Source organism: Burkholderia sp. 22PA0099, assembly GCF_047497165.1.
Taxonomy (GTDB): domain Bacteria; phylum Pseudomonadota; class Gammaproteobacteria; order Burkholderiales; family Burkholderiaceae; genus Burkholderia.
In genome coordinates this window covers 2,817,458-2,836,847 of the sequence record NZ_CP163165.1, presented here as the reverse complement: position 1 = coordinate 2,836,847, position 19,390 = coordinate 2,817,458, and the positions used below count along the sequence as shown (strand labels likewise).

The window sequence follows — 19,390 nt, the reverse complement described above, 5'->3', positions numbered from 1 at the left end:
CCTGTCGATTGTTCTGCCGGGCAACTCGCGCCCGTGAAAAAAATAGCGAATCACAATCCATCGGAGACACCACCATGCAAGCGCAGTCCGTTGCCCCACCGGGCGTTGCCGACACCGTGCAGCGCTCGCCGCTGCAAACGCTCACGCTCGTCCTCTGCTTCCTGGTCGTCGCGGCGGACGGCTTCGACGTCGCCTCGGTCGGCTATGTCGCGCCGCTGCTGAAGGCGGCTTGGTCGCTGAGCCCGGCCCAGCTCGGCCCGATCTTCGGCGCGGGCCTGTTCGGCCTGACCGTCGGCAGCTTCGTGTTCGGGCCGCTGGCGGACCGCATCGGCCGCAAGCGCGTGATCACGATCTCGCTGGTGCTGTTCGGCGTCGGCAGCCTCGCGTGCGCCTACGCGCCGTCGGCGGCGTGGCTGGTGGCGCTGCGTTTCCTGACCGGCGCGGGCCTGGGCGGCGCGATGCCGAACGCGATCACGCTGTCGTCCGAATTCAGTCCGGCGCGCGGGCGGGCGATGCGCGTCACGCTGATGTTCTGCGGCTTCACGCTCGGGCTGGCCTGCGGCGGCGCGGTGGCCTCGCTGCTGCTGCCGCGCTTCGGCTGGCAGGGCGTGTTCGTGTTCGGCGGCATCTGCCCGTTGCTGCTCGCGCCGGTGATCTGGCGATGGCTGCCCGAATCGGTCCGCTTCATGGCCGGCAAGCCGCGCTATGCCGACGAAGCGCGCCGCGTGATGGCGCGCCTCACCGGCGACGCGAACACGCCGCTCGATGCCGCAACAGCCGGCGAAGCCGCCCCGCACGGCGCGGATCGCCCGCGCGAAAGCGCGGTCGGCGTGCTGTTCTCGGCCCGCTACCGCACCGGCACCTTGCTGCTCTGGGTCGCGTTCTTCTGCACGCTGTGGGTCTATTACCAGGTCAGCAGCTGGCTGCCGACGGTGATCACCAGCGCCGGCATCGACGCGGCCCACGCGGCGCGCGTCGGCGCGATGCTGCCGCTCGGCGGCACGATCGGCTCGCTGGTCAACGCGCGGCTGATGGACCGCATGAATCCGTTCTTCGTGCTGACCGGCTCGTACGCGGTGGCCGCGCTTGCCATCGCGCTGATCGGCGCGACGCTCGGCTCGCCATCGCTGGTCTGGGCGACGGTGTTTCTGGCCGGCTTCGGGCTGTCCGGCGCGCAGACCGGCGCGAACGTGCTGGTGGCCGGCTTCTACACCACGGCCGCCCGCGCCACCGGCGTGAGCTGGGCGCTCGGCGTGGGCCGCATCGGTTCGATCATCGGCTCGATGACGGGCGGCCTGCTGCTCGCGGCGTTTCATTCGCCCACGGCCGCGTTCGCGGTGTTCGCGGCGCCGGTGGGGGTGGCCGGGCTCGCGATGCTCGCGAACGGCTGGCTCTATCGCACTCACGGTGACGCCCGCGCCTCGCGCGCGTGACGGCACTTCTCACACTCTCCCTGCAAAAAAGGAACGAAACATGCGGTTGGTGAATTTCATGTTGGATGGACGCGCGACGCTCGGCGTGCGCGAGGGCGACCAGGTGCGCGTGCTCGGCCACGAGCCGCTCGAAACGGTGCTGGCGCGCGGCGTGGATCTGGCCGAGTGGGCCGGTGCGCAGTCGGGTGAACCGGGCGGGCAACGCGTTCCGGCCGAGGGCCTCGAATGGCTGCCGCCGTTGCAGCGGCCGCCGAAGATCCTCTGCGTCGGCCTGAACTTCGCCGACCACACCAAGGAGAGCAACTACGATCAGCCATCCTATCCAACGCTGTTCCTGCGCGTGAACACCAGCCTCGTCGCGCACCAGCAGCCGATGATCCGCCCGGCCGTGGCCGATTCGGAAGGGCTCGATTTCGAGGGCGAGATTGCCGTGGTGCTGGGCAAGGGCGGCCGCCATATCGCGCGCGAGCAGGCGCTCGATTGCGTGGCCGGCTACGCGCTGTTCAACGACGGCTCGGTGCGCGAATACCAGTTCAAGACGCCGCAATGGACGGTCGGCAAGAACTTCGATGCGACCGGCGCGTTCGGCCCCGATCTGATCACGCCCGACGAGCTGCCGCCCGGCGTCAAGGGGCTGCAACTGGAGACGCGCGTGAACGGCGCGGTCGTGCAATCGGCGAGCACCGACGACATGGTGTTCGACGTGGCGTCGCTGATCAGCATCATCAGCGAGGCCATCACGCTGGAGCCGGGCGACGTGATCGTGTCGGGCACGCCGTCGGGCATCGGCTGGGCGCGCACGCCGAAGCTGCTGATGAAGGCGGGCGACGTGTGCGAGGTCAGCGTCGAGGGCATGGGCACGTTGCGCAACGTGATCGCGGATGAAGCGGCGCGCTGAACCCGAACCGGGAGAAACGAGCATGAGCGGAGCCTTATTCCCCGCGCCGCGCGCGGGCGTGCATTCGATCGATCACTTCGCGCTGAACGTGCCGTCGATCGACGAGGCCGAGCGCTTCTTCGGCGCGTTCGGTCTTGCGGTGACGCGCGCCGGCACGCGTGCCGATGAACTGGAGGTACGCGCGGCCGACGGCTGGCGCTGGGCGCGCGTGCTGCCGGCCGCGCGCAAATCGCTGGCCTACCTGAGCTTCAACTGCTTCGACGGCGATCTCGACGCGCTGCGCGAGCAGGCCCGCGCGGCGGGCGCGCGCTTCACGGCCGGGCCGGACGCGGCCGGGTTCTGGTTCCACGATCCGGACGGCAACCTGATCCAGGTGAAGGCCGGGCCGAAGACGAGCCCGGCCGCGAAGGCGCCGCGCGACGTGGCGGGCACGCCGGCCGACCGGCGCGGCAACTGCACGCGGCGCGAGGTGCGGACGGTGCGGCCCGCGCGGCTGTCGCACGTGCTGCTGTTCTCGCCGGATGTGCTCGGCGCGATCGATTTCTATCGCGACGCGCTCGGCCTGCGGCTGTCCGACAAGTCGCTCGACCTGATTGCGTTCACCCATGCGCCGCACGGCAGCGATCACCATCTCGTCGCGTTCGCGAAGAGCGGCGCGCGCGGTTGGCATCACGCCGCCTGGGACGTCGACGACGTGAACCGGGTAGGCGAGGGCGCCGCGCAGATGGCCGCGGCCGGCTACGCGAAGGGTTGGGGCACGGGCCGGCATGTGCTCGGCTCGAACTATTTCCATTACGTCGAGGACCCGTGGGGTTCGTTCTGCGAGTACTCGGCGGATATCGATTACGTGTCGGCCGGGCAGGCATGGCCCGCCGGCGATTTCGCACCGGAGGATTCGCTGTATCTCTGGGGGCCGGCGGTCCCCGAGAACTTCACGCGCAACAGCGAGGCTTGAAGGAGGCAGGCGCAAAGGCATTCGCGGCACCAGCATGACCCGCAGCACCAGAGGCACCACAACAATCAAATAGACGGATGGAGACATGAAGGTCAAGACGATCATGGCGGCCGGCGCGCTCGCGTTCGGCTGCGGCGCGCACGCGCAAAGCAGCGTCACGCTGTACGGCATTCTGGATACCGGCGTGGAGCTGGTCACGCACGCCGGCCCGACGGGCGGGCGCGTGGTGCGGATGCCGGGCATCACCGGCTCGGTGCCCTCGCGCTGGGGCGTGCGCGGCACCGAGGATCTCGGTGGCGGCTACGCGGCGACGTTCGTGCTGGAGGACGGCTTCAACGTGCGCTCGGGCGACGTCAATCAGGGCGGCCGGCTGTTCGGGCGGCAGGCCTGGGTGGGCGTGACGAACCGCTACGGCACCCTGAGTTTCGGCCGGCAATACACCATGTCGTACTGGGCGATCCTCGATTCGGACCAGCTCGGCCCCGACATCTACGGCGGCGTCGGCTCGATCGATTCCTACATTCCGAACGCACGCAGCGACAACACCATTGCCTACAAGGGCAGCTTCAGCGGCGTCACGCTCGGCGGCACCTATTCGTTCGGCCGCGATTCGGCCGGCACCGGCAATTCGCCGGGCCAGGGCACTTGCGCGGGATCGCTGCCCGGAAACTTCAACGCGTGCCGTCAATGGTCAGTACTCCTGCGGTATGACGCGGATCACTTCGGCGTGGCGGCGGCCTACGACGAGCAGCGCGGCGGCCCCGGCGCGGCGGCCAACCTGTTCAACGGCACCGCCGCGATCGCGCTGACCGACAGCGGCGACAAGGACTTGCGCATGCAATTGAACGGCTATCTGAAGGCCGGCGCGTTCAAGCTCGGCGCGGGCTGGCTAGGGCGGCGCGTGGAAGTGGCCGGGCCGGGGCTGGCCGGCGTGCGCAGCGACATCTTCTATGTGACCGGCTCGTACCTGGCGACGCCGACCGTGATCGTCGATGGCGGCATCTACCGTACCGTCGACAGCGCGCAGGACACGCGCGCGACGCTGGCGGCGCTGCGCGGCACCTATCTGCTGTCGAAGCAGAGCAGCGTCTATCTGCAAACCGGCTACGTGTTCAACAGCGCGAAGGCGCGCTACACGCTGAGCCAGGGCGGCCCGGGCACCACGCCGAACGCGGGCGTGGGCCAGCTCGGCGTGATGGCCGGCATCCGCCACAACTTCTGAGGCCGCCCGCGCCGCACTCGGGCGGCGCGGAAAGTTCGGTTTTTACGAACTGAAACGTATCGAAATGCTGGTTTTTCCGATGCCGCGATTCGCCGATACTGGCGCATCTTCAACCACGCGGATCGAACCGCAACGGAAATCACGCCATGCGCAGCTATCGTCGTAACAGTCCTCAAGCCGCCGCCCGTATCGTCGCCCTGGTGATGATCGCGGACGGCCACGTCGACGCCAACGAGGAGCGGATGCTGGCGCGGCTCGGCGTGATCGCGCGGCTGGGCCTGCGCCCCGGCGAGTTCGACAGCGTGGTGCAGGCCTTGTGCGAAGACATGGAGATCGGCAGCGGCAGCGGCTTCGACGCCACGGCGCACGCGCCCTTGCTGGCCGAGGTCGACGATCCGGCGTTGCGCCGGGTGGTGCTGCGCGCGTGCTTGGCGGTGGCGTCGGCCGACGATTATCTGGCCGACGGCGAAGTCGCCATGCTGGCGGCGATCTTCGATGCGTGGGTGGTGCCGGCGCCGGCTCCGGTGCAGGGCATGGCTCGCACGATGGCGGTGGCCGCGTAAGCGCGCGGCAAGCGTCGCAACACGGGCGGGCGGCTCAGGCGCGGCCGCCCGCCGCGCTGGCCTGCGCGGCGGCGTCGAGTTGCAGCACCGCGTCGCGCTTGTCGAGCAGGTGGCGGCGCAGGATCTGCGCGAGCCGCGCGCCGTCGCGCGCTTCGAGCGCCTCGATCATGTCGGCGTGGTCGTGGATCGCGCGATCCCATTTCGCGCTCTGGAAGTTCGAACGAAACCGCAGCGCCTGCAGCTTGCGGTTGATCGCGAGGTAGGTTTGCCGCAGCGCCGCGTTGCGCGCCGCCACGTTGATCAGATCGTGAATTTCGCGGTTGCGGCTGTAGTAGCCGGCCAGGTCTTGCCGCGCGCGGCAGGCCAGCATCGCGTAGTGCAGCGCCTTGATCGTGTCGATCTCCTCGGCCGTGATGCGATCGCAGGCCAGTTCGCCCGAAAACGCCTCCAGCCCGCTCATCAACTCGAAGGTCTCGCGAATCTCCGCCTCCGACATCTTCGACACCGACGCGCCGCGGTTCGGCGCGATATCCACCAGCCCCTCCGCTTCGAGCACCTTCAGCGCCTCGCGCAGCGGCGTGCGCGAAATGCCGAGCATCTCGCAGATCTCCCGTTCGTTGAGCTTTTGCCCCGGTTCGAGGGTGCCTTCGACGATGAAGTTGCGCAGATGCTCGACCACCGTGTCGTGCAGGCGTTGCCGCTCGACCGGGGGCAGCACGGCGCGCGGAGGGGAGGCGGGGGTGTCATTTTGCATACAAAAAACGGATAAATCGTCAAGGCACCGATTTTACACGAAGGCCATCCCGTCACAATTTCGAGAAATGTCACCGAATGTACGCGGGTAAACCACGTGCAGATTGCGGTTGTGATTCGCCGCTTGGGAGGAATATAGTTTTTTGCATGCAAAATTCAACCAGGAGAACACGCATGCTCAAGCTGGATTTCCATCCCTCTGGCCGCCACTTCCTTCAGATCCCGGGGCCGAGCCCGGTGCCGGACCGAATCCTGCGCGCGATGAGCTACCCGACCATCGACCATCGCGGCCCGGAATTCGGCGCGCTGGGCCTGAAGGTGTTGAGCGGCATCCAGGCGATCTTCAAGACGCGTCAGCCGGTGGTGATCTATCCGGCGTCGGGCACCGGCGCGTGGGAGGCGGCGCTCGCCAACACCATGAGCCCCGGCGACACCGTGCTGATGTACGAGACGGGCCAGTTCGCCACGCTCTGGAAGCGCATGGCCGAGAACCTCGGCCTGAAGCCCGAATTCATCGGTGGCGAGGACGACTGGCGGCGCGGCGTGGACGCGAACCGGATCGAGGCGCGGCTGCGCGAGGATCGCGAGCACCGCATCCGGGGCGTCTGCGTGGTCCATAACGAAACCTCCACGGGCGTGACTTCCGACATCGCCGCAGTGCGCGCGGCCATCGACGCGGCCGGCCACCCGGCGCTGCTGCTGGTCGACACGATCTCCGGGCTGGCCAGCGCCGATTACCGGCACGACGAATGGGGCGTGGACGTCACCATCTCCGGCTCGCAGAAGGGGTTGATGCTGCCGCCGGGCATCAGCTTCAACGCCGTGTCGCAGAAGGCGCTGGCCGCCAGTGCGGATGCCAAGCTGCCGCGCAGTTTCTGGGGCTGGGCCGAGATCATCGAGATGAACAAGGGCGGCTACTGGCCGTACACGCCGAACACGAACCTGCTCTACGGCCTGTCGGAAGCGCTCGACATGCTGGCCGACGAAGGGCTCGACCAGGTGTTCGCGCGCCATCAACGGCTCGCGCAGGCCTGCCGCCATGCCGTGCAGGGCTGGGGCCTGGAGATCCAGTGCGCCGACCCGGCCGTCTACAGCCCGGTGCTGACCGGCGTGCGGATGCCCGAGGGTGTGGATGCCGACGCGGTGCGCAAGATCGTGTACGAGCGCTTCGACATGTCGCTCGGGGCGGGGCTCGGCAAGCTCAAGGGGCAGATGTTCCGCATCGGCCACCTCGGCGACTGCAACGACCTGACGCTGATGGCCACGCTGGCCGGCTGCGAGATGGGGTTGCGGATCGCCGGCGTGCCGTTGGCGGCCAGCGGCCTGCCGGCCGCGATGGATTATCTGGCCGCGCAAGCCGTGCGCACCCCGCTCAAAGCGGCGGCCTGAGCCCGGCGCCGGGCCGGGCGGAGCGTGGCATGCCGCGCTCCGCACCGGCCGCGCCCATTCCGTGATTCGCCCCGCGCAACGCACGCGGGGCAGGCAGTGTGGTGGCGGCAAGACCTATTCCAACATTCGGAGACACACGATGAAACGGTATCGATTGACGAGCGCGACGAACGTCGTGCTCGTCATGTTGTGCGTCATGTATTTCATCACCTACCTCGACCGCGTCAACGTCAGCACCGCGGCGGTCGGTTTCGGCAAGGAGTTCGGCCTGTCCCACACCGAGGTGGGGCTGGTGTTCTCGGCCTTTGCGTATCCCTATCTGGTGTTCCAGATCATTGGCGGCTGGGTCAGCGACCGCTTCGGCGCGCGCAAGACGCTGATCGCGTGCGGCGCCGTGTGGGGCGTGGCGACCTTGCTGACCGGCATGGCGGGCGGGCTGGTGTCGCTGCTGGCGGCGCGGCTGCTGCTGGGTTTCGGCGAGGGCGCCACGTTCCCGGCCGCCACCGCCGCGATGTCGCGCTGGGTGGCGAAGGATCAGCGTGGCTTCGCGCAGGGCATCACGCATGCGGCGTCCCGCGTGGGCAATGCGCTCGCGCCGGCGGCGGTGGTGCTGATGATGGCGAACTTCGGCTGGCGCGCGGCGTTCTTCCTGTGCGGCGCGCTGAGCCTGTGCTGGGTGATCGGCTGGTGGCTGACCTACACCGAGCAGCCGCGCGACCACCCGCGCATCACCGAGGCCGAACTGGCGATCCTGCCGCCGCCGAAGCCGCGCGCGACGCGCGTGCGCTGGGGCGCGCTGTTCCGGCGGATGCTGCCGGTCACGCTGGTCTATTTCTGTTACGGCTGGACGCTGTGGCTGTTCCTGAGCTGGATTCCGCAGTTCTTCCTGCATCACTACCACCAGAACCTGCAGACCTCGGCGCTGTTCTCGTCGGTGGTGTTCCTGGCGGGCGTGCTCGGCGACACGGTGGGCGGCGTCGTGACCGACCGCATCCTGCGCCGCACCGGCAGCCTCGCGCGGGCGCGCAGCGGCATGGTGTCGGTTTGCATGCTGCTGACGCTGGTGGTGATGGTGCCGCTCGCGTTCGTGCACGGCATCGGGGCGGCCACCACCTGCCTCGCGCTCGGCTTCTTCTTCGCCGAGATGACGATCGGGCCGATGTGGGCGATTCCGATGGATATCGCGCCGGAATTCTCGGGCACCGCCAGCGGCATGATGAACACCGGCTCGGCGCTGGCGGCGATCGTCTCGCCCGTGATCGGCGGCGCGCTGATCGACCGCTTCGGCAGTTGGGAGCTGCCGTTCTACGTGAGCATGGCGCTGATGGCGGTGGGCGTGGTGTGCGCGTTCCGCATGCATCCGGAGCGGCGCTTCGACAACGCCGAACCCGATGCGGCCGTCGCCTCGCATCAAGGCGTCTGAAGCAAGGCATTTGAATCAGGGCATTTGAGCGTGCCTCTCTTTTTGTTTCGGCATCCACACAGGAGCATCGACGCGTGAGTCTTTCCCTCGAACCCCGGCAGCGCGACGCGGTGGCCCCGCTCGCCCGGGCACTGGCCGCCGCCTGGCGCGACGGCACCCGGCTCGACCCGGCACAGAGCACGGGCGTGCTGCCCGACGCGCAAGCGGCCTACGACACCCAGCACGCCGTGCTCGATGCGCTCGGCGCGCAAGTCGGCGGCTGGAAGGTCGGCGGCAAGGGCGCGGACGGCCCGGCGCAAGGCGCGCCGCTGCCCACCATCGCGCTGCATCCGAGCGGCGCGCGGCTCGCGCGCGATCCGGCCGCGCCGTTCGGCCTGGAGCTGGAAATCGGCTTTCGCTTCGGCCGCCGCTTCGCACCGCGCGCCGAACGCTACACCGAGGACGAGGTGCTGGCCGCGATCGCCTCGATGGTGCCGACCATCGAGGTGGTCACGAGCCGCTGGGCCGGCTGGCCGGAGGTCGATCGTTTCGCACAACTGGCCGATTTGCAGAACCACGGCGCGCTGATCGTGGGCGAGCCGGTGCCGTACGACGCGGCGTATCCGTTCGTGTCGCCGGCGCTGTCGTTCCGCTTTGCGGGCGAGCCGGCGGCGCCCGCCGCCACCGGCAGCAACCCGGCCGTCGACCCGCGCCGCCTGCTGACCTGGCTGGTCAATCACAGCGCCGTCGAGCGCGGCATCGCGGTCACGCCGGAGCAGATCGTGACGACCGGTTCCTATATCGGCATGGTGTTCCCGGCGGGGCCGGGCCTGGCCGAAGGGCACTTCGACGGGCTGCCGCCGATCCGCCTGGAAGTCGCCTGAGCCTTGCCGGACGGGGGATTCGGCCGTTTCGCGGTGGCTTTGGCGGCACCACGCGACGTGCCGAATCGCTAGCACGTTTGCGGGATTTATTAAATCAGATGAAACGCTAAAGTTAATTAAGCACTCGCCGTAAACGTTCTCATGCGTGGCCGATAACGACACAGTGTGTACCCCCGGAGAACAACAAAATGAAGTTTGGTAAAGCAGGCTTTTCGCTGCAGACGCGGATCGCCTTGACGATGTGTTTTCTTGCCGTCCTGATGGTGGCCATCGGTGCGCTGGGCTTGCTCGGCACGATCCGGGCCAACCACGCCAATCAGGACACCTACGAGAACAAGCTGACCGCCGCGACCAATATCGGCAACGCCGAGATCTACATCGCCCGCACGCGCCTCGTGCTCGACCGCCTGGCGCTGCACCCCGACGATCCGAAGGCGCAGGAGCAGATCGAGCGCGCCACCGGCTTCTTCGCGAAGTCCGACGAATGGTGGCAGACCTTCGTCAAGCAGCCGCACGAAAAAAGCGAAGCCGACCTGATCGACGAGGCCACCTCGCGCCGCGCCACCATGCGCGACGCGGTGGCGGGCTTCATCGACGCGATCCGCGCGCACGACGCCGCGCGCATCGACACCATCGCCATGACGCAGCTCTCCGCGCTCTACAACGCGATGAGCGCGGCCAACGACAAGGTCAAGGGCGCGCTCTACGCCAACGCCAAGACCAACTACGAGGCCGCCGAGGCGAGCTTCCGCGTGTATTCGGCGCTGTCGGTGGCGATGATCGCGATCGGCGTGATCGCGGCCGGCTTCAGCTGGTTTTCGCTGCGCCGCGCCATCATGAGGCCGCTCAACGACGCGCTCTCGCATTTCGAATCGATCGCGCAGGGCGACCTACAGCGCCGCATCGACGTGCACGCCGACGACGAGATGGGCATGTTGCTGCGCGGCGTGGCCGCGATGCAGACGAGCCTGGCCGGCACCGTGCGCGAGGTGCGCAGCAGCACCGAATCGATCGCCACGGCCACCCAGCAGATCGCCTCGGGCACGCTCGACCTGTCGGTGCGCACCGAGGAGCAGGCCGCCTCGCTGGAGGAAACCGCCGCGAGCATGAGCGAGCTGACCGCCACCGTGAAGCAGAACGCCGAGAGCGCGCACACCGGCCGCCGTCTGGCCGACAACGCCTCGAGCGTGGCCGCGCGCGGCAACGACGTGGTGGAGCGGGTGGTCGGCACGATGGGCGGCATCGACAGCAGCTCGCGCAAGATCTCGGACATCACCGGGATCATCGAGGGCATCGCGTTCCAGACCAACATCCTGGCGCTGAACGCCGCGGTGGAAGCGGCGCGCGCCGGCGAGCAGGGCCGCGGTTTCGCGGTGGTGGCCAGCGAAGTGCGCAGCCTCGCGCAGCGCTCGTCGGCGTCGGCGAAGGAAATCAAGGAATTGATCGGCGAATCGGTGCAAACGATTGCCGAGGGCAGCGAACTGGTGGCCGACGCGGGCCGCACCATGCAGGAAGTGCTGGGCGCGGTGCGCGACGTGGCGACCATCATGAACGAGATCGCCGCCGCCGCCGAACAGCAGCGCATGGGCATCGAGCAGGTGGACACCGCCGTCAGCCAGATGGATTCGATCACGCAGCAGAACGCGGCGCTGGTCGAGCAGGCGACCGCGGCGGCGCAGGCCCTGAGCGAGCAGTCGCACCGCATGCGCGGCCACGTCGAGACGTTCAAGCTGGCCTGACCCGCTGGCGCGCGGCGTTGCCGCCGTCGAGCAGCACGTATTGATTCGCAGTAGAGGGGCCGCGCAACGCACGCGGCCCCGAAGTACCGCTGAAGTACCGCTTGCAGTGCCTCTCTTTCTCCACAACACGATTCGACAATGACGACAGCGAAAGATCGCAGCCGGCGGAGCTTTCTCAAAGGCTCCATCGCGATTGCACCCATAGCCGTGGTCGGGATCACCGGCGCCGTGGCCAGCAGCAGCCCGCCCACGCCCGCGCCGGGCCTGCCGCCCGCCGACCGGCCCACCGTCGAGCACTACACCCCCGGCTATTTCACGCCGGAGGAATGGGCGTTCGTCAACGCCGCCTGCGACGTGCTGATCCCGAAAGACGACATCGGTCCGGGCGCGGTCGAACTCGGCGTGCCGCAGTACATCGACCGCCAGATGCAGACGCCGTACGGCGATGCGGCCCGCTGGTACATGCAGGGGCCGTTCTTCAAGGTCGAGCCTGAGTTCGGCTACCAGTCGAAGCTCACGCCGAAGGAGCAATACCGGCTCGGCATCCGCGCGATCAACGCCTACAGCCGCGCGCATTTCGGCGGCAAGGCGTTCGCCGACCTGGGCCATGCGCAGGGGACCGCTTTCATCAAGAAGATCGAATCGGGCGAGATCAAGTCCGACGACTTCAACTTCAAGGGATTCCTGAACGGTTTCCTGCTGAAGAACGTGATGGAAGGCTATTTCGGCGATCCGTCCTACGGCGGCAACAAGGACATGGCCGCCTGGAAGATGATCGGCTACCCCGGCGTGCGCGCCGACTACCTGGAGTTCGTGGGCGAGGCCAAGCCTTATCCCTACGCGCCCGTCAGTCTCTACGGCAAGCGAGGATAAGCATGGCGAGCATCAAGAAAAAGCCGGTCGACTGCGTGATCGTCGGCTTCGGCTGGACCGGCGCGATCATGGCGATCGAACTGGCCAATGCGGGGCTCAACGTGGTGGCGCTGGAGCGCGGCGACGCACGCGAGACGGTGCCCGATTTCGCGTATCCGCAGATCGTCGACGAGATCAAGTATTCGGCGCGCAACGCGCTGCTGCAGAACCTCTCGAAGACCACCGTCACCAACCGCCACACGAAAGACCAGACCGCCGTGCCGTATCGGCAGATCGGTTCGTTCAAGCCGGGCGAGGGCGTGGGCGGCGCGGGCTCGCACTGGTCGGGCGTGCAGTCGCGCGTGATGCCGGACGAGCTGCGCTACAAGAGCCACATCACCGAGCGTTACGGCGCGAAGTTCATCCCCGAAGGCATGAACCTGCAGGATTGGGGCGTGACCTACGACGAGCTCGAACCGAGCTTCGACCGCTTCGAGCGCGTGTGCGGCACCTCGGGCGTGGCGGGCAACCTCGACGGCAAGCCGACCGGCGTCGGCAACCCGTTCGAAGGCCGCCGCAGCGGCGCCTACCCGCTGCCGCCGCTGACCGATCACCCCACCGGCAAGCTGTTCGCGGCCGCCGCCAAGGGCCTCGGCTACCACCCGTTCGCGCTGCCGGCCGGCAACGCGTCCGGCCCGTACACCAACGAATACGGCTGCCAGCTCGGGCCGTGCAACTTCTGCGGCTTCTGCAGCGATTACGGCTGCCTGAACTATTCGAAGGCCTCGCCGCAAACGGCGATCATCCCGGCGCTGCTGCGCAAGCCGAATTTCGAGCTGCGCGTGAATTCGCACGTGATCAAGGTCAACACCGACGCGAGCGGCAAGCGCGCGACCGGCGTGACCTATATCGATCACGAAGGCAACGAGGTCGAGCAGCCGGCCGAGATGGTCGTGCTGGCCGCGTTCCAGTTGCACAACGTGCACCTGATGCTGCTCTCGAAGATCGGTCAGCCGTTCAACCCGGACACCAACGAAGGCACGGTCGGCCGCAACTTCTGCTACCAGTTGCTGAACAGCGTGAACATGTTCTGGGACAAGGACACGTACATCAATCAGTTCATGGGCGCGGGCGGTGGCGGCCAGGCGATCGAGGAGTTCAACGCGGACAACTTCGATCACGCGCAACTGGGCTTCATCGGCGGTGGCATCATCTGGGGCCGCCAGACCGGCAACGGCCCGGTGCGCGGCATTCCGCTGCCCAAGGGCACGCCGAAGTGGGGCAGCGAGTGGAAGCAGGCCGTCAAGGACAACTTCCTGCACACCGGCCGCATCGAATCGCAGTGCAGCAACATGGCGTATCGCAACTGCTTCCTCGATCTCGATCCGAATTATCGGGATGCCTACGGTTCGCCGCTGCTGCGCCTCACGCTCGACTGGCAGGACAACGACCTGCGCGCCTCGGAATACGTGGCCGGCAAGATGATGGAGATCGGCCGCGCGATGAATCCGAAGTCGATCTCGGGCCGCATCCTGAAGCCGGGCACGCACTGGGACACGCGCGCGTACCAGAGCACGCACATCAGCGGCGGCACGGCGATGGGCGCCGATCCGAAGACGAGCGTGGTCAACAAGTACCTGCAAAGCTGGGACGTGCCGAACCTGTTCGTGATGGGCGCGAACGTGTTCGCGCACGGCCTCGGCTATAACCCGACGGGGCTGGTGGGCGGTCTCGCTTACTGGGCGGCGAGCAACATCCGCTCGCAATACCTGAAGAATCCCGGCGCCGCCATGGTGCAGGTCTGAGCGAGCGACAAGACATGCGGAAAATCATTACTGGAGTGGTGGCGGCCGGCGTGGTGGCGGTCGGCGCCTTGTGGGCATTCGCCTCGGTCACGCCGGGCGCGAACCTCGATGCGGCGCTCGCCACGCGCCGCGGCGACGCCGTGCACGGCGCGTATCTGGCGCGAGCCGGCGACTGCATCGCCTGTCACACGGCCAAGGGCGGCACGCCGTTCGCGGGCGGCCTGCCGTTCGCGACGCCGGTCGGCACGATCTATTCGACCAACATCACCGCCGATCGCGAGCACGGCATCGGCGGCTACACGTTCGACGAGTTCGTGCTGGCGATGCGCGAGGGCGTGGCCAAGGGCGGCAAGCATCTGTACCCGGCGATGCCGTTCACGTCGTATGCGAAGGTGTCGGACGCGGATCTGCAGGACTTGTACGCGTACTTCACCACGCAGGTGCCGGCCTCGGCGCAGCCGAACCGCGCCTCGGACATCCCCTGGCCGCTCAGCGTGCGCTGGCCGCTCGCCTACTGGAACCGCGCATTTCATGACGATTCGCGCTTCGTGGCCGATGCCGCGAAGAGCGTCGAATGGAATCGCGGCGCCTATCTCGTGCAGGGCCTCGCGCATTGCAGCACCTGTCACACGCCGCGCGGCGCGGCGTTCCAGGAGCTGGACGTGAGCGGCAAGAGCGATCAGTACCTGGCCGGCGCGTCGCTCGACGGCACCGCGCCGATCAACCTGCGCTCGTCGGCGGGTGGCGGGCTGGAGGCCTGGTCGGTGGACGACGTGGTGGCGACCCTGAAGACAGGCCGCAATCCGCATTCATCGGTGTCCGGGCCGATGGGCGAGGTGGTCGAGCACAGCACGCAGTATCTGAGCGATGCCGACCTGAAGGCGATGGCCGTCTATCTGAAGAGCCTGGGCGCGCCGCCGCAAACCGCGTCGTTCCATTCCGACGACGCCACCGTCAAGGCGATTCTCGGCGGGACGGTGCAGGGGCGCGGCGCCGAGGTGTATCTCGACAGTTGCGCGGCCTGCCACCGCGTGAACGGCAAGGGCGCATCGGGCGTGTTCCCGTCGCTCGTCGACAATCCGATGGTCACGCAGGCCAACCCGGATTCGCTGATCGCCGTGATCCTGGCCGGCTCGCGCCTGCCGTCGACGCAGACGGCGCCGTCGCGGCTGGCGATGTCGGGTTTCGGCTGGCGCTACAACGACGAGGAGATCGCGCAACTGGCGAGCTTCGTGCGCTCGAGCTGGGGCAACCAGGGGCCGGCGGTCACGGCCAGGCAGGTGGCCGCGGTGCGGGCGAAGACCGGCGGGTGAGGTCGGGCTGATTGGCCTGATGGTCTGATCGGGCCTGAAACGGGCGAAGGCGCTGCGCGAGCAGCGCCTTTTTTCATGGCCGCCGCGACGCGCCGGTGCGACGCACGGGCAGGCGGCCCTGCAGCGCGTCGAAGCCGCGCAGCAGCGCACGCTTGATCGGGCCGGCCAGCGGTTTTTCCACGACGACGTGCACGCCGAGCGCGAACCCGATCGCCAGCAGCAGCACGCCCCAGAACAGCAGCGTGCGGTCGATCGACGGGGCCGCCGCATTGAACAGCATGTAGCCGACGTTCTGGTGGATCAGATACAGCGGGTAGCTGATCGCGCCGAACCACACCCAGCGCGTGCCGCCGAGCAGCGGCGTGCGGCGCAGCGCGAGCCCGAGCATGACGGCGAAGAACCCGCTCATGATCGCGCCCACCACGCCCAGGCGAATGCCGGCGCCGAAGTTCTCGTTGAACGACGTCAGCAGCAGATGCTCCTGATACAGCGACAGCGCCCAGGCCGCGCCGACCAGCAGCAACCGCGAACGGTTCGGGCCGTGCTGACGCATCAGGTAGCACGCGGCCCCGCCGATGAACAGGCCGGCGTAATCGGTGATCAGGAAGCCCTTGAGCTTGATGAACGGGAACAGATCGACCAGCACCACGCCGATCAGCCAGACGAACAGCCAGCGTTCGGCGCGCTGGATCTGCCCGACCAGCAGCAGGATGCCCACCAGCAGATAGAAGCGCAGCTCGGTGCCGAGCGACCAGTACGCGCCGTCGATCGGTTGCAGGCCGAAGCCGCCGCCGAGCCGGATCAGATTGACGAGATATTGCGGCCAGCTTGCCGTGAAGCGCTCGCCGCCGAGCGCCAGCGTCACGAGGAACGTCACCGTGCAGCAGGCCCAGAATGCCGGCAGCAGCCGCGCGGCGCGCGACGCGACGAATTTGCCGAAGCGCGCCTCGCCGGCCGTCATCAGGATCACGAAGCCGCTGATCATGAAGAACAGGTGCACGCCGAGGAAGCCGTACTGCGCGACCGGCTCCAGCGCCGGATAAAACATCCCGGTCAGGCCGTCGGCGGCATGGCCGCGGAACGCGTAGTGGAAGAACACGACGGCGAGGGCGGCGAGGAAGCGAAGCAGATCGAGTTCGGGAATGCGGTGGGACTTCACGGGCGGACGCGGTTGGAATCGCAGTGGCAGGGGCACGCCGGAGCGCGCGAGGTCGGGATCGGGCGGCGGAATTGTAGCCTACCGGTGAGTTTCGGCGAGACGCGCCCTGCGCGCCTCAAAACCCTAAAGATTCCTTACGAACTGCCGATAAGCGCTTACGCCGCGGACTGTATTCGTGTTTTCCGTCCGGCACTGTGCTCGAACCCCACGGTGCCGGGCGGCGACCTTTTTTTGGGATAACTCGTCCGATATGACTCTATTCGCCATGCGCCGCACCAGCATCGGGGTGCGGCTCGCCCTTTTTTCCTGCCTGCTGTTCGCGCTGAGCCTGGCCGCGTTCGCCTGGGCATTGACCCGCACTGCCGGCGCGGAAGTGACCGACCAGGTGCTGCGGCGCATCGCCGAGAAGGACGCCTCGATCGCCGACACGATCGCGCTGTTCGACAAGGCGCTGACGGCCGAGGTCGGCCGCTCGATGACGCAATTCGAGGGCCTGTTGCCCGGGGCGTTTTCGATCGACCCCGCGCAAACGATTGACATCCAGGGCGCGGCCGCGCCGACGCTGAAAACCGGCGATCGCGTGCTCGATCTCGATTTTTCGATTCCCGACGATTTCCTCGCGCGCAGCGGCGCGATCGCGACGGTGTTCGCGCGGCGCGGCGACGATTTTCTCCGCGTCACGACCTCGCTGAAGAAGGCCGACGGCACGCGCGCGATCGGCACGCTGCTTGACCGCAAGGGGCCGGCCTGGGGGCCGGTGTCGAACGGCCGGGTGTATACGGGTCTCGCCGCGCTGTTCGGCAAACGTTACATCACGCAATACAAGCCGATTCGCGACGCGAGCGGCCAGGTGATCGGCGCGCTGTTCGTCGGCGTGGACGTGGGCGCGGAGATCGCGGCGATCGAGGACGGCATCCGCCGCCAGAAGATCGGCGACAGCGGCTATTTCCTGGCGATGGACGCCTCGGACGGCCCCGATCGCGGCACCTTCATCGTTCACCCGAACGCCGAGGGCAAGCACGGCGACGAAGCCGGCGCGCCGTTCGCGCGGATGCTGGAGATGAAGCGCGGCCAACTCGAATACCGTTCCGCCGACGCGCTGTTCGGCGAAGCGGACGCGCGCGACAAGTACGTCGTATTCCTCACCGTGCCCGAATGGCACTGGCTGGTGGCCGGCATCGCGCCGCGCGACGAGGTGACGGCCGACGTGACGGCCACCCGCGACCGCTTCCTGCTGGTGGGGCTGGCGCTGGTGGCGCTGTTCGGCCTGCTGTTCGTGTGGGCGGTGCGGCGGCTCGTGAGCCGCCCGCTCGACGAGGCGGCGCGGGCCTCGGAGCGGCTCGCGGCGGGCGACCTGAGCGTGCGCATCGCACAGGGCCAGCGCGTGCGCGAGGACGAGATCGGCCGGCTGATTCGCGCGATCGACGGAATCGGCGACGGCCTCGCGCGGATCGTCGCGCAGGTGCGCGAGGGCGCGGCCGTGATGTCGTCGCGTACCGGGCAGATCGCCTCGGGCAGCGGCGACATCGCCGAACGGATCGCCGCGCAGGCCGGCAACCTGGAACGCACGGCGGCCAGCATGGAGGAACTGACGTCCAACGTGCAGCAGAACGCCGATCACGCCGCGCAGGCCAACCAGCTCGTGTCGGGCGCGTCGGATGCGGCGCGCGCGGGCGGCGAGGCGGTGGGCCGCGTGGTGTCGACGATGGACGAGATCGGCCGTTCGGCGAACCGGATCGCCGACATCACGAGCGTGATCGAAAGCATTGCCTTCCAGACCAACATCCTGGCGTTGAACGCGGCCGTGGAAGCGGCGCGCGCCGGGGAGCAGGGCAAGGGCTTCGCGGTGGTGGCGGGCGAGGTGCGCGCGCTCGCGCAGCGCAGCGCGGCGTCGGTGCGCGAGATCGAGGCGCTGGTGGCCGAATCGGGCGCGACCGTCGAGCGTGGCGCGCGCATCGCGGGCGAGGCGAGCGCGGCGATGCAGGGCATCGTCGAGCGCGTGGGGCAGGTGCGCGTGATCATCGGCGAGATCAGTCAGGCCTCGCGCGAACAGTCGCAGGCGATCGAGCAGGTCAATATCGCGGTGACGCAGATCGGCGAGGCCACGCAGCAGAACGCGCAGGTGGTGGACGAGGCGCAGCGCGAGGCGCTGGGCCTGCGCGGCGAGGCGGAGCAACTGGCCGAGGCGGTCAGCGTGTTCAAGCTGACGTAAGCTAAGCCGCGCCCGGGGGCGGCGCGAGCTGCCCGCTCAGTTCTTCAGGAATCCTCCGAAGCGGGCGCGAATGTCGTCGACCTGCGAGAGCGTGCCCGACAGATGCGCGCGCAGCGCCTGCTGCGCGCCGTCGGGGTCGCCGGCGGCAATCGCCGCGACGATCGCCGCGTGCTGCATCAGCACGCGCTCGGTCTTGCCGGGAATCGGCACATGCAGGTTGCGCAACCGGTCCAGATGGCCGCTTTGCTTGCGCACCAGCGCCCACAAGCCCGTCACGTCGGCCGCCTCGTACATCAGGCGGTGAAACGCCTGATCGGCGTGCACGAATTCCACGTAGTTCTCGCGCGCCGCATGCATGCGCTGCAGCTCGATGCTGTCCTCCAGCCGTGCCACCAGCGCGGCGGGCGTGTTGCTGGCGAGCCGGTGCACGATCTCCAGCTCGATCGAGCGCCGCAGGAACAACTGCTGGCGCGCCAGCGTGACGTCGATCGAACTGACGACCGTGGCGTGCTGCGGAAAGATGTCCACCAGGCCTTCCTCGCCGAGCCGGATCAACGCGTCGCGGATCGGCGTCTGGCTCAGGCCGTACAGCGCGGCCAGCTCGGCGCGCTGCAACACCGTGCCCGGCGCGATCCGCATGTCGACGATCAGCTCGCGCAAGTGTTCGAACACCTGCGGCGCGGCATGGCGCGAACGGTCGAAGGACGGAGCGATCAGCTCGGGCAGGGCGGCGGCGGTGGGCGGGGCGGAAAGCGTCGGAGTCATGGTCGGAAGCGGAAAACATCGGCCGGGCGTCGTCGCGACGCCCCGG

16 protein-coding genes are annotated in these 19,390 nt (G+C 68.2%); 13 read left to right on the top strand and 3 right to left on the bottom strand.

Translation table 11 applies throughout. The features are described 5' to 3' along the window. The first annotated feature begins 74 nt into the window (after nt 1–74). The 5 genes from AB4851_RS27990 to AB4851_RS27970 all read left to right on the top strand — a co-directional run bounded on the left by AB4851_RS27990 (nt 75) and on the right by AB4851_RS27970 (nt 5,071). The gene (locus AB4851_RS27990; RefSeq protein ID WP_414449670.1) at nt 75–1,433 is read left to right on the top strand and encodes an MFS transporter; all 1,359 of its coding nucleotides are present in this window, start codon (nt 75–77) and stop codon (nt 1,431–1,433) included. A gap of 40 nt (nt 1,434–1,473) precedes the next feature. Further along, nucleotides 1,474–2,331, top strand: coding sequence for a fumarylacetoacetate hydrolase family protein (locus tag AB4851_RS27985; RefSeq protein ID WP_414449669.1), 858 nt, complete (start codon nt 1,474–1,476; stop codon nt 2,329–2,331). A 22-nt stretch (nt 2,332–2,353) separates the two neighbouring features. Next, nucleotides 2,354–3,286: a VOC family protein gene (locus AB4851_RS27980; protein WP_414449668.1), complete on the top strand. Its 933-nt coding sequence runs from the start codon at nt 2,354–2,356 to the stop codon at nt 3,284–3,286. A gap of 85 nt (nt 3,287–3,371) precedes the next feature. Further along, complete coding sequence (locus AB4851_RS27975; RefSeq protein WP_414449667.1) at nt 3,372–4,508, top strand: porin; 1,137 nt, start codon at nt 3,372–3,374, stop codon at nt 4,506–4,508. Between the two features lie 146 nt (nt 4,509–4,654). After that, nucleotides 4,655–5,071 (top strand): TerB family tellurite resistance protein, encoded by a 417-nt coding sequence (locus tag AB4851_RS27970; protein ID WP_414449666.1) that lies wholly within the window; start codon nt 4,655–4,657, stop codon nt 5,069–5,071. Nucleotides 5,072–5,105: 34 nt separating this feature from the next. On the opposite strand, the gene AB4851_RS27965 is transcribed toward AB4851_RS27970, so the two are convergent. Continuing rightward, the gene (locus AB4851_RS27965) at nt 5,106–5,825 is read right to left on the bottom strand and encodes a GntR family transcriptional regulator (RefSeq protein ID WP_414444826.1); all 720 of its coding nucleotides are present in this window, start codon (nt 5,823–5,825) and stop codon (nt 5,106–5,108) included. 173 nt (nt 5,826–5,998) lie between these two features. Here AB4851_RS27965 and AB4851_RS27960 point away from each other — a divergent pair, with 173 nt between their 5' ends. The 7 genes from AB4851_RS27960 to AB4851_RS27930 all read left to right on the top strand — a co-directional run bounded on the left by AB4851_RS27960 (nt 5,999) and on the right by AB4851_RS27930 (nt 15,208). After that, the gene (locus tag AB4851_RS27960; RefSeq protein WP_414449665.1) at nt 5,999–7,213 is read left to right on the top strand and encodes a pyridoxal-phosphate-dependent aminotransferase family protein; all 1,215 of its coding nucleotides are present in this window, start codon (nt 5,999–6,001) and stop codon (nt 7,211–7,213) included. A 139-nt stretch (nt 7,214–7,352) separates the two neighbouring features. Then, nucleotides 7,353–8,636, top strand: a complete 1,284-nt coding sequence (locus AB4851_RS27955; RefSeq protein ID WP_414449664.1) for an MFS transporter — start codon at nt 7,353–7,355, stop codon at nt 8,634–8,636. A 74-nt stretch (nt 8,637–8,710) separates the two neighbouring features. Continuing rightward, complete coding sequence (locus AB4851_RS27950; protein WP_414449663.1) at nt 8,711–9,499, top strand: 2-keto-4-pentenoate hydratase; 789 nt, start codon at nt 8,711–8,713, stop codon at nt 9,497–9,499. 188 nt (nt 9,500–9,687) lie between these two features. Further along, nucleotides 9,688–11,238 carry a methyl-accepting chemotaxis protein gene (locus tag AB4851_RS27945; RefSeq protein WP_414449662.1) on the top strand — a complete coding sequence of 517 codons (1,551 nt, stop codon included), beginning with the start codon at nt 9,688–9,690 and terminating at the stop codon, nt 11,236–11,238. A 207-nt stretch (nt 11,239–11,445) separates the two neighbouring features. Beyond that, nucleotides 11,446–12,111: a gluconate 2-dehydrogenase subunit 3 family protein gene (locus tag AB4851_RS27940; protein ID WP_414449661.1), complete on the top strand. Its 666-nt coding sequence runs from the start codon at nt 11,446–11,448 to the stop codon at nt 12,109–12,111. A gap of 2 nt (nt 12,112–12,113) precedes the next feature. Next, a complete protein-coding gene (locus tag AB4851_RS27935; RefSeq protein ID WP_414449660.1) occupies nt 12,114–13,895 on the top strand; it encodes a GMC family oxidoreductase in 1,782 nt (593 codons plus the stop codon). A 14-nt stretch (nt 13,896–13,909) separates the two neighbouring features. Beyond that, on the top strand, nt 13,910–15,208 hold the full coding sequence (locus AB4851_RS27930; RefSeq protein ID WP_414449659.1) for a c-type cytochrome: 1,299 nt from the start codon (nt 13,910–13,912) through the stop codon (nt 15,206–15,208). A gap of 73 nt (nt 15,209–15,281) precedes the next feature. Here the strand turns inward: AB4851_RS27930 and AB4851_RS27925 are convergent, their stop codons facing one another. Continuing rightward, a complete protein-coding gene (locus AB4851_RS27925) occupies nt 15,282–16,367 on the bottom strand; it encodes an acyltransferase family protein (RefSeq protein ID WP_414449658.1) in 1,086 nt (361 codons plus the stop codon). Nucleotides 16,368–16,617: 250 nt separating this feature from the next. On the opposite strand from AB4851_RS27925, the gene AB4851_RS27920 reads away from it, so the two are divergent. Next, the gene (locus AB4851_RS27920; protein ID WP_414449657.1) at nt 16,618–18,579 is read left to right on the top strand and encodes a Cache 3/Cache 2 fusion domain-containing protein; all 1,962 of its coding nucleotides are present in this window, start codon (nt 16,618–16,620) and stop codon (nt 18,577–18,579) included. 36 nt (nt 18,580–18,615) lie between these two features. Here the strand turns inward: AB4851_RS27920 and AB4851_RS27915 are convergent, their stop codons facing one another. After that, entirely contained in the window at nt 18,616–19,344 is a 729-nt protein-coding gene (locus AB4851_RS27915; protein ID WP_414449656.1) for a GntR family transcriptional regulator, read from the bottom strand. Nucleotides 19,345–19,390: the final 46 nt, after the last annotated feature.

Excerpts from the sequence above, each read along its gene's own strand:
- AB4851_RS27990 (WP_414449670.1), top strand. The coding sequence starts at position 75 with ATGCAAGCGCAGTCCGTTGCCCCACCGGGCGTTGCCGACACCGTGCAG.
- AB4851_RS27985 (WP_414449669.1), top strand. The coding sequence starts at position 1,474 with ATGCGGTTGGTGAATTTCATGTTGGATGGACGCGCGACGCTCGGCGTG.
- AB4851_RS27980 (WP_414449668.1), top strand. The coding sequence starts at position 2,354 with ATGAGCGGAGCCTTATTCCCCGCGCCGCGCGCGGGCGTGCATTCGATC.
- AB4851_RS27975 (WP_414449667.1), top strand. The coding sequence starts at position 3,372 with ATGAAGGTCAAGACGATCATGGCGGCCGGCGCGCTCGCGTTCGGCTGC.
- AB4851_RS27970 (WP_414449666.1), top strand. The coding sequence starts at position 4,655 with ATGCGCAGCTATCGTCGTAACAGTCCTCAAGCCGCCGCCCGTATCGTC.
- AB4851_RS27965 (WP_414444826.1), bottom strand. The coding sequence starts at position 5,825 with ATGCAAAATGACACCCCCGCCTCCCCTCCGCGCGCCGTGCTGCCCCCG.
- AB4851_RS27960 (WP_414449665.1), top strand. The coding sequence starts at position 5,999 with ATGCTCAAGCTGGATTTCCATCCCTCTGGCCGCCACTTCCTTCAGATC.
- AB4851_RS27955 (WP_414449664.1), top strand. The coding sequence starts at position 7,353 with ATGAAACGGTATCGATTGACGAGCGCGACGAACGTCGTGCTCGTCATG.
- AB4851_RS27945 (WP_414449662.1), top strand. The coding sequence starts at position 9,688 with ATGAAGTTTGGTAAAGCAGGCTTTTCGCTGCAGACGCGGATCGCCTTG.
- AB4851_RS27935 (WP_414449660.1), top strand. The coding sequence starts at position 12,114 with ATGGCGAGCATCAAGAAAAAGCCGGTCGACTGCGTGATCGTCGGCTTC.
- AB4851_RS27930 (WP_414449659.1), top strand. The coding sequence starts at position 13,910 with ATGCGGAAAATCATTACTGGAGTGGTGGCGGCCGGCGTGGTGGCGGTC.
- AB4851_RS27920 (WP_414449657.1), top strand. The coding sequence starts at position 16,618 with ATGACTCTATTCGCCATGCGCCGCACCAGCATCGGGGTGCGGCTCGCC.
- AB4851_RS27915 (WP_414449656.1), bottom strand. The coding sequence starts at position 19,344 with ATGACTCCGACGCTTTCCGCCCCGCCCACCGCCGCCGCCCTGCCCGAG.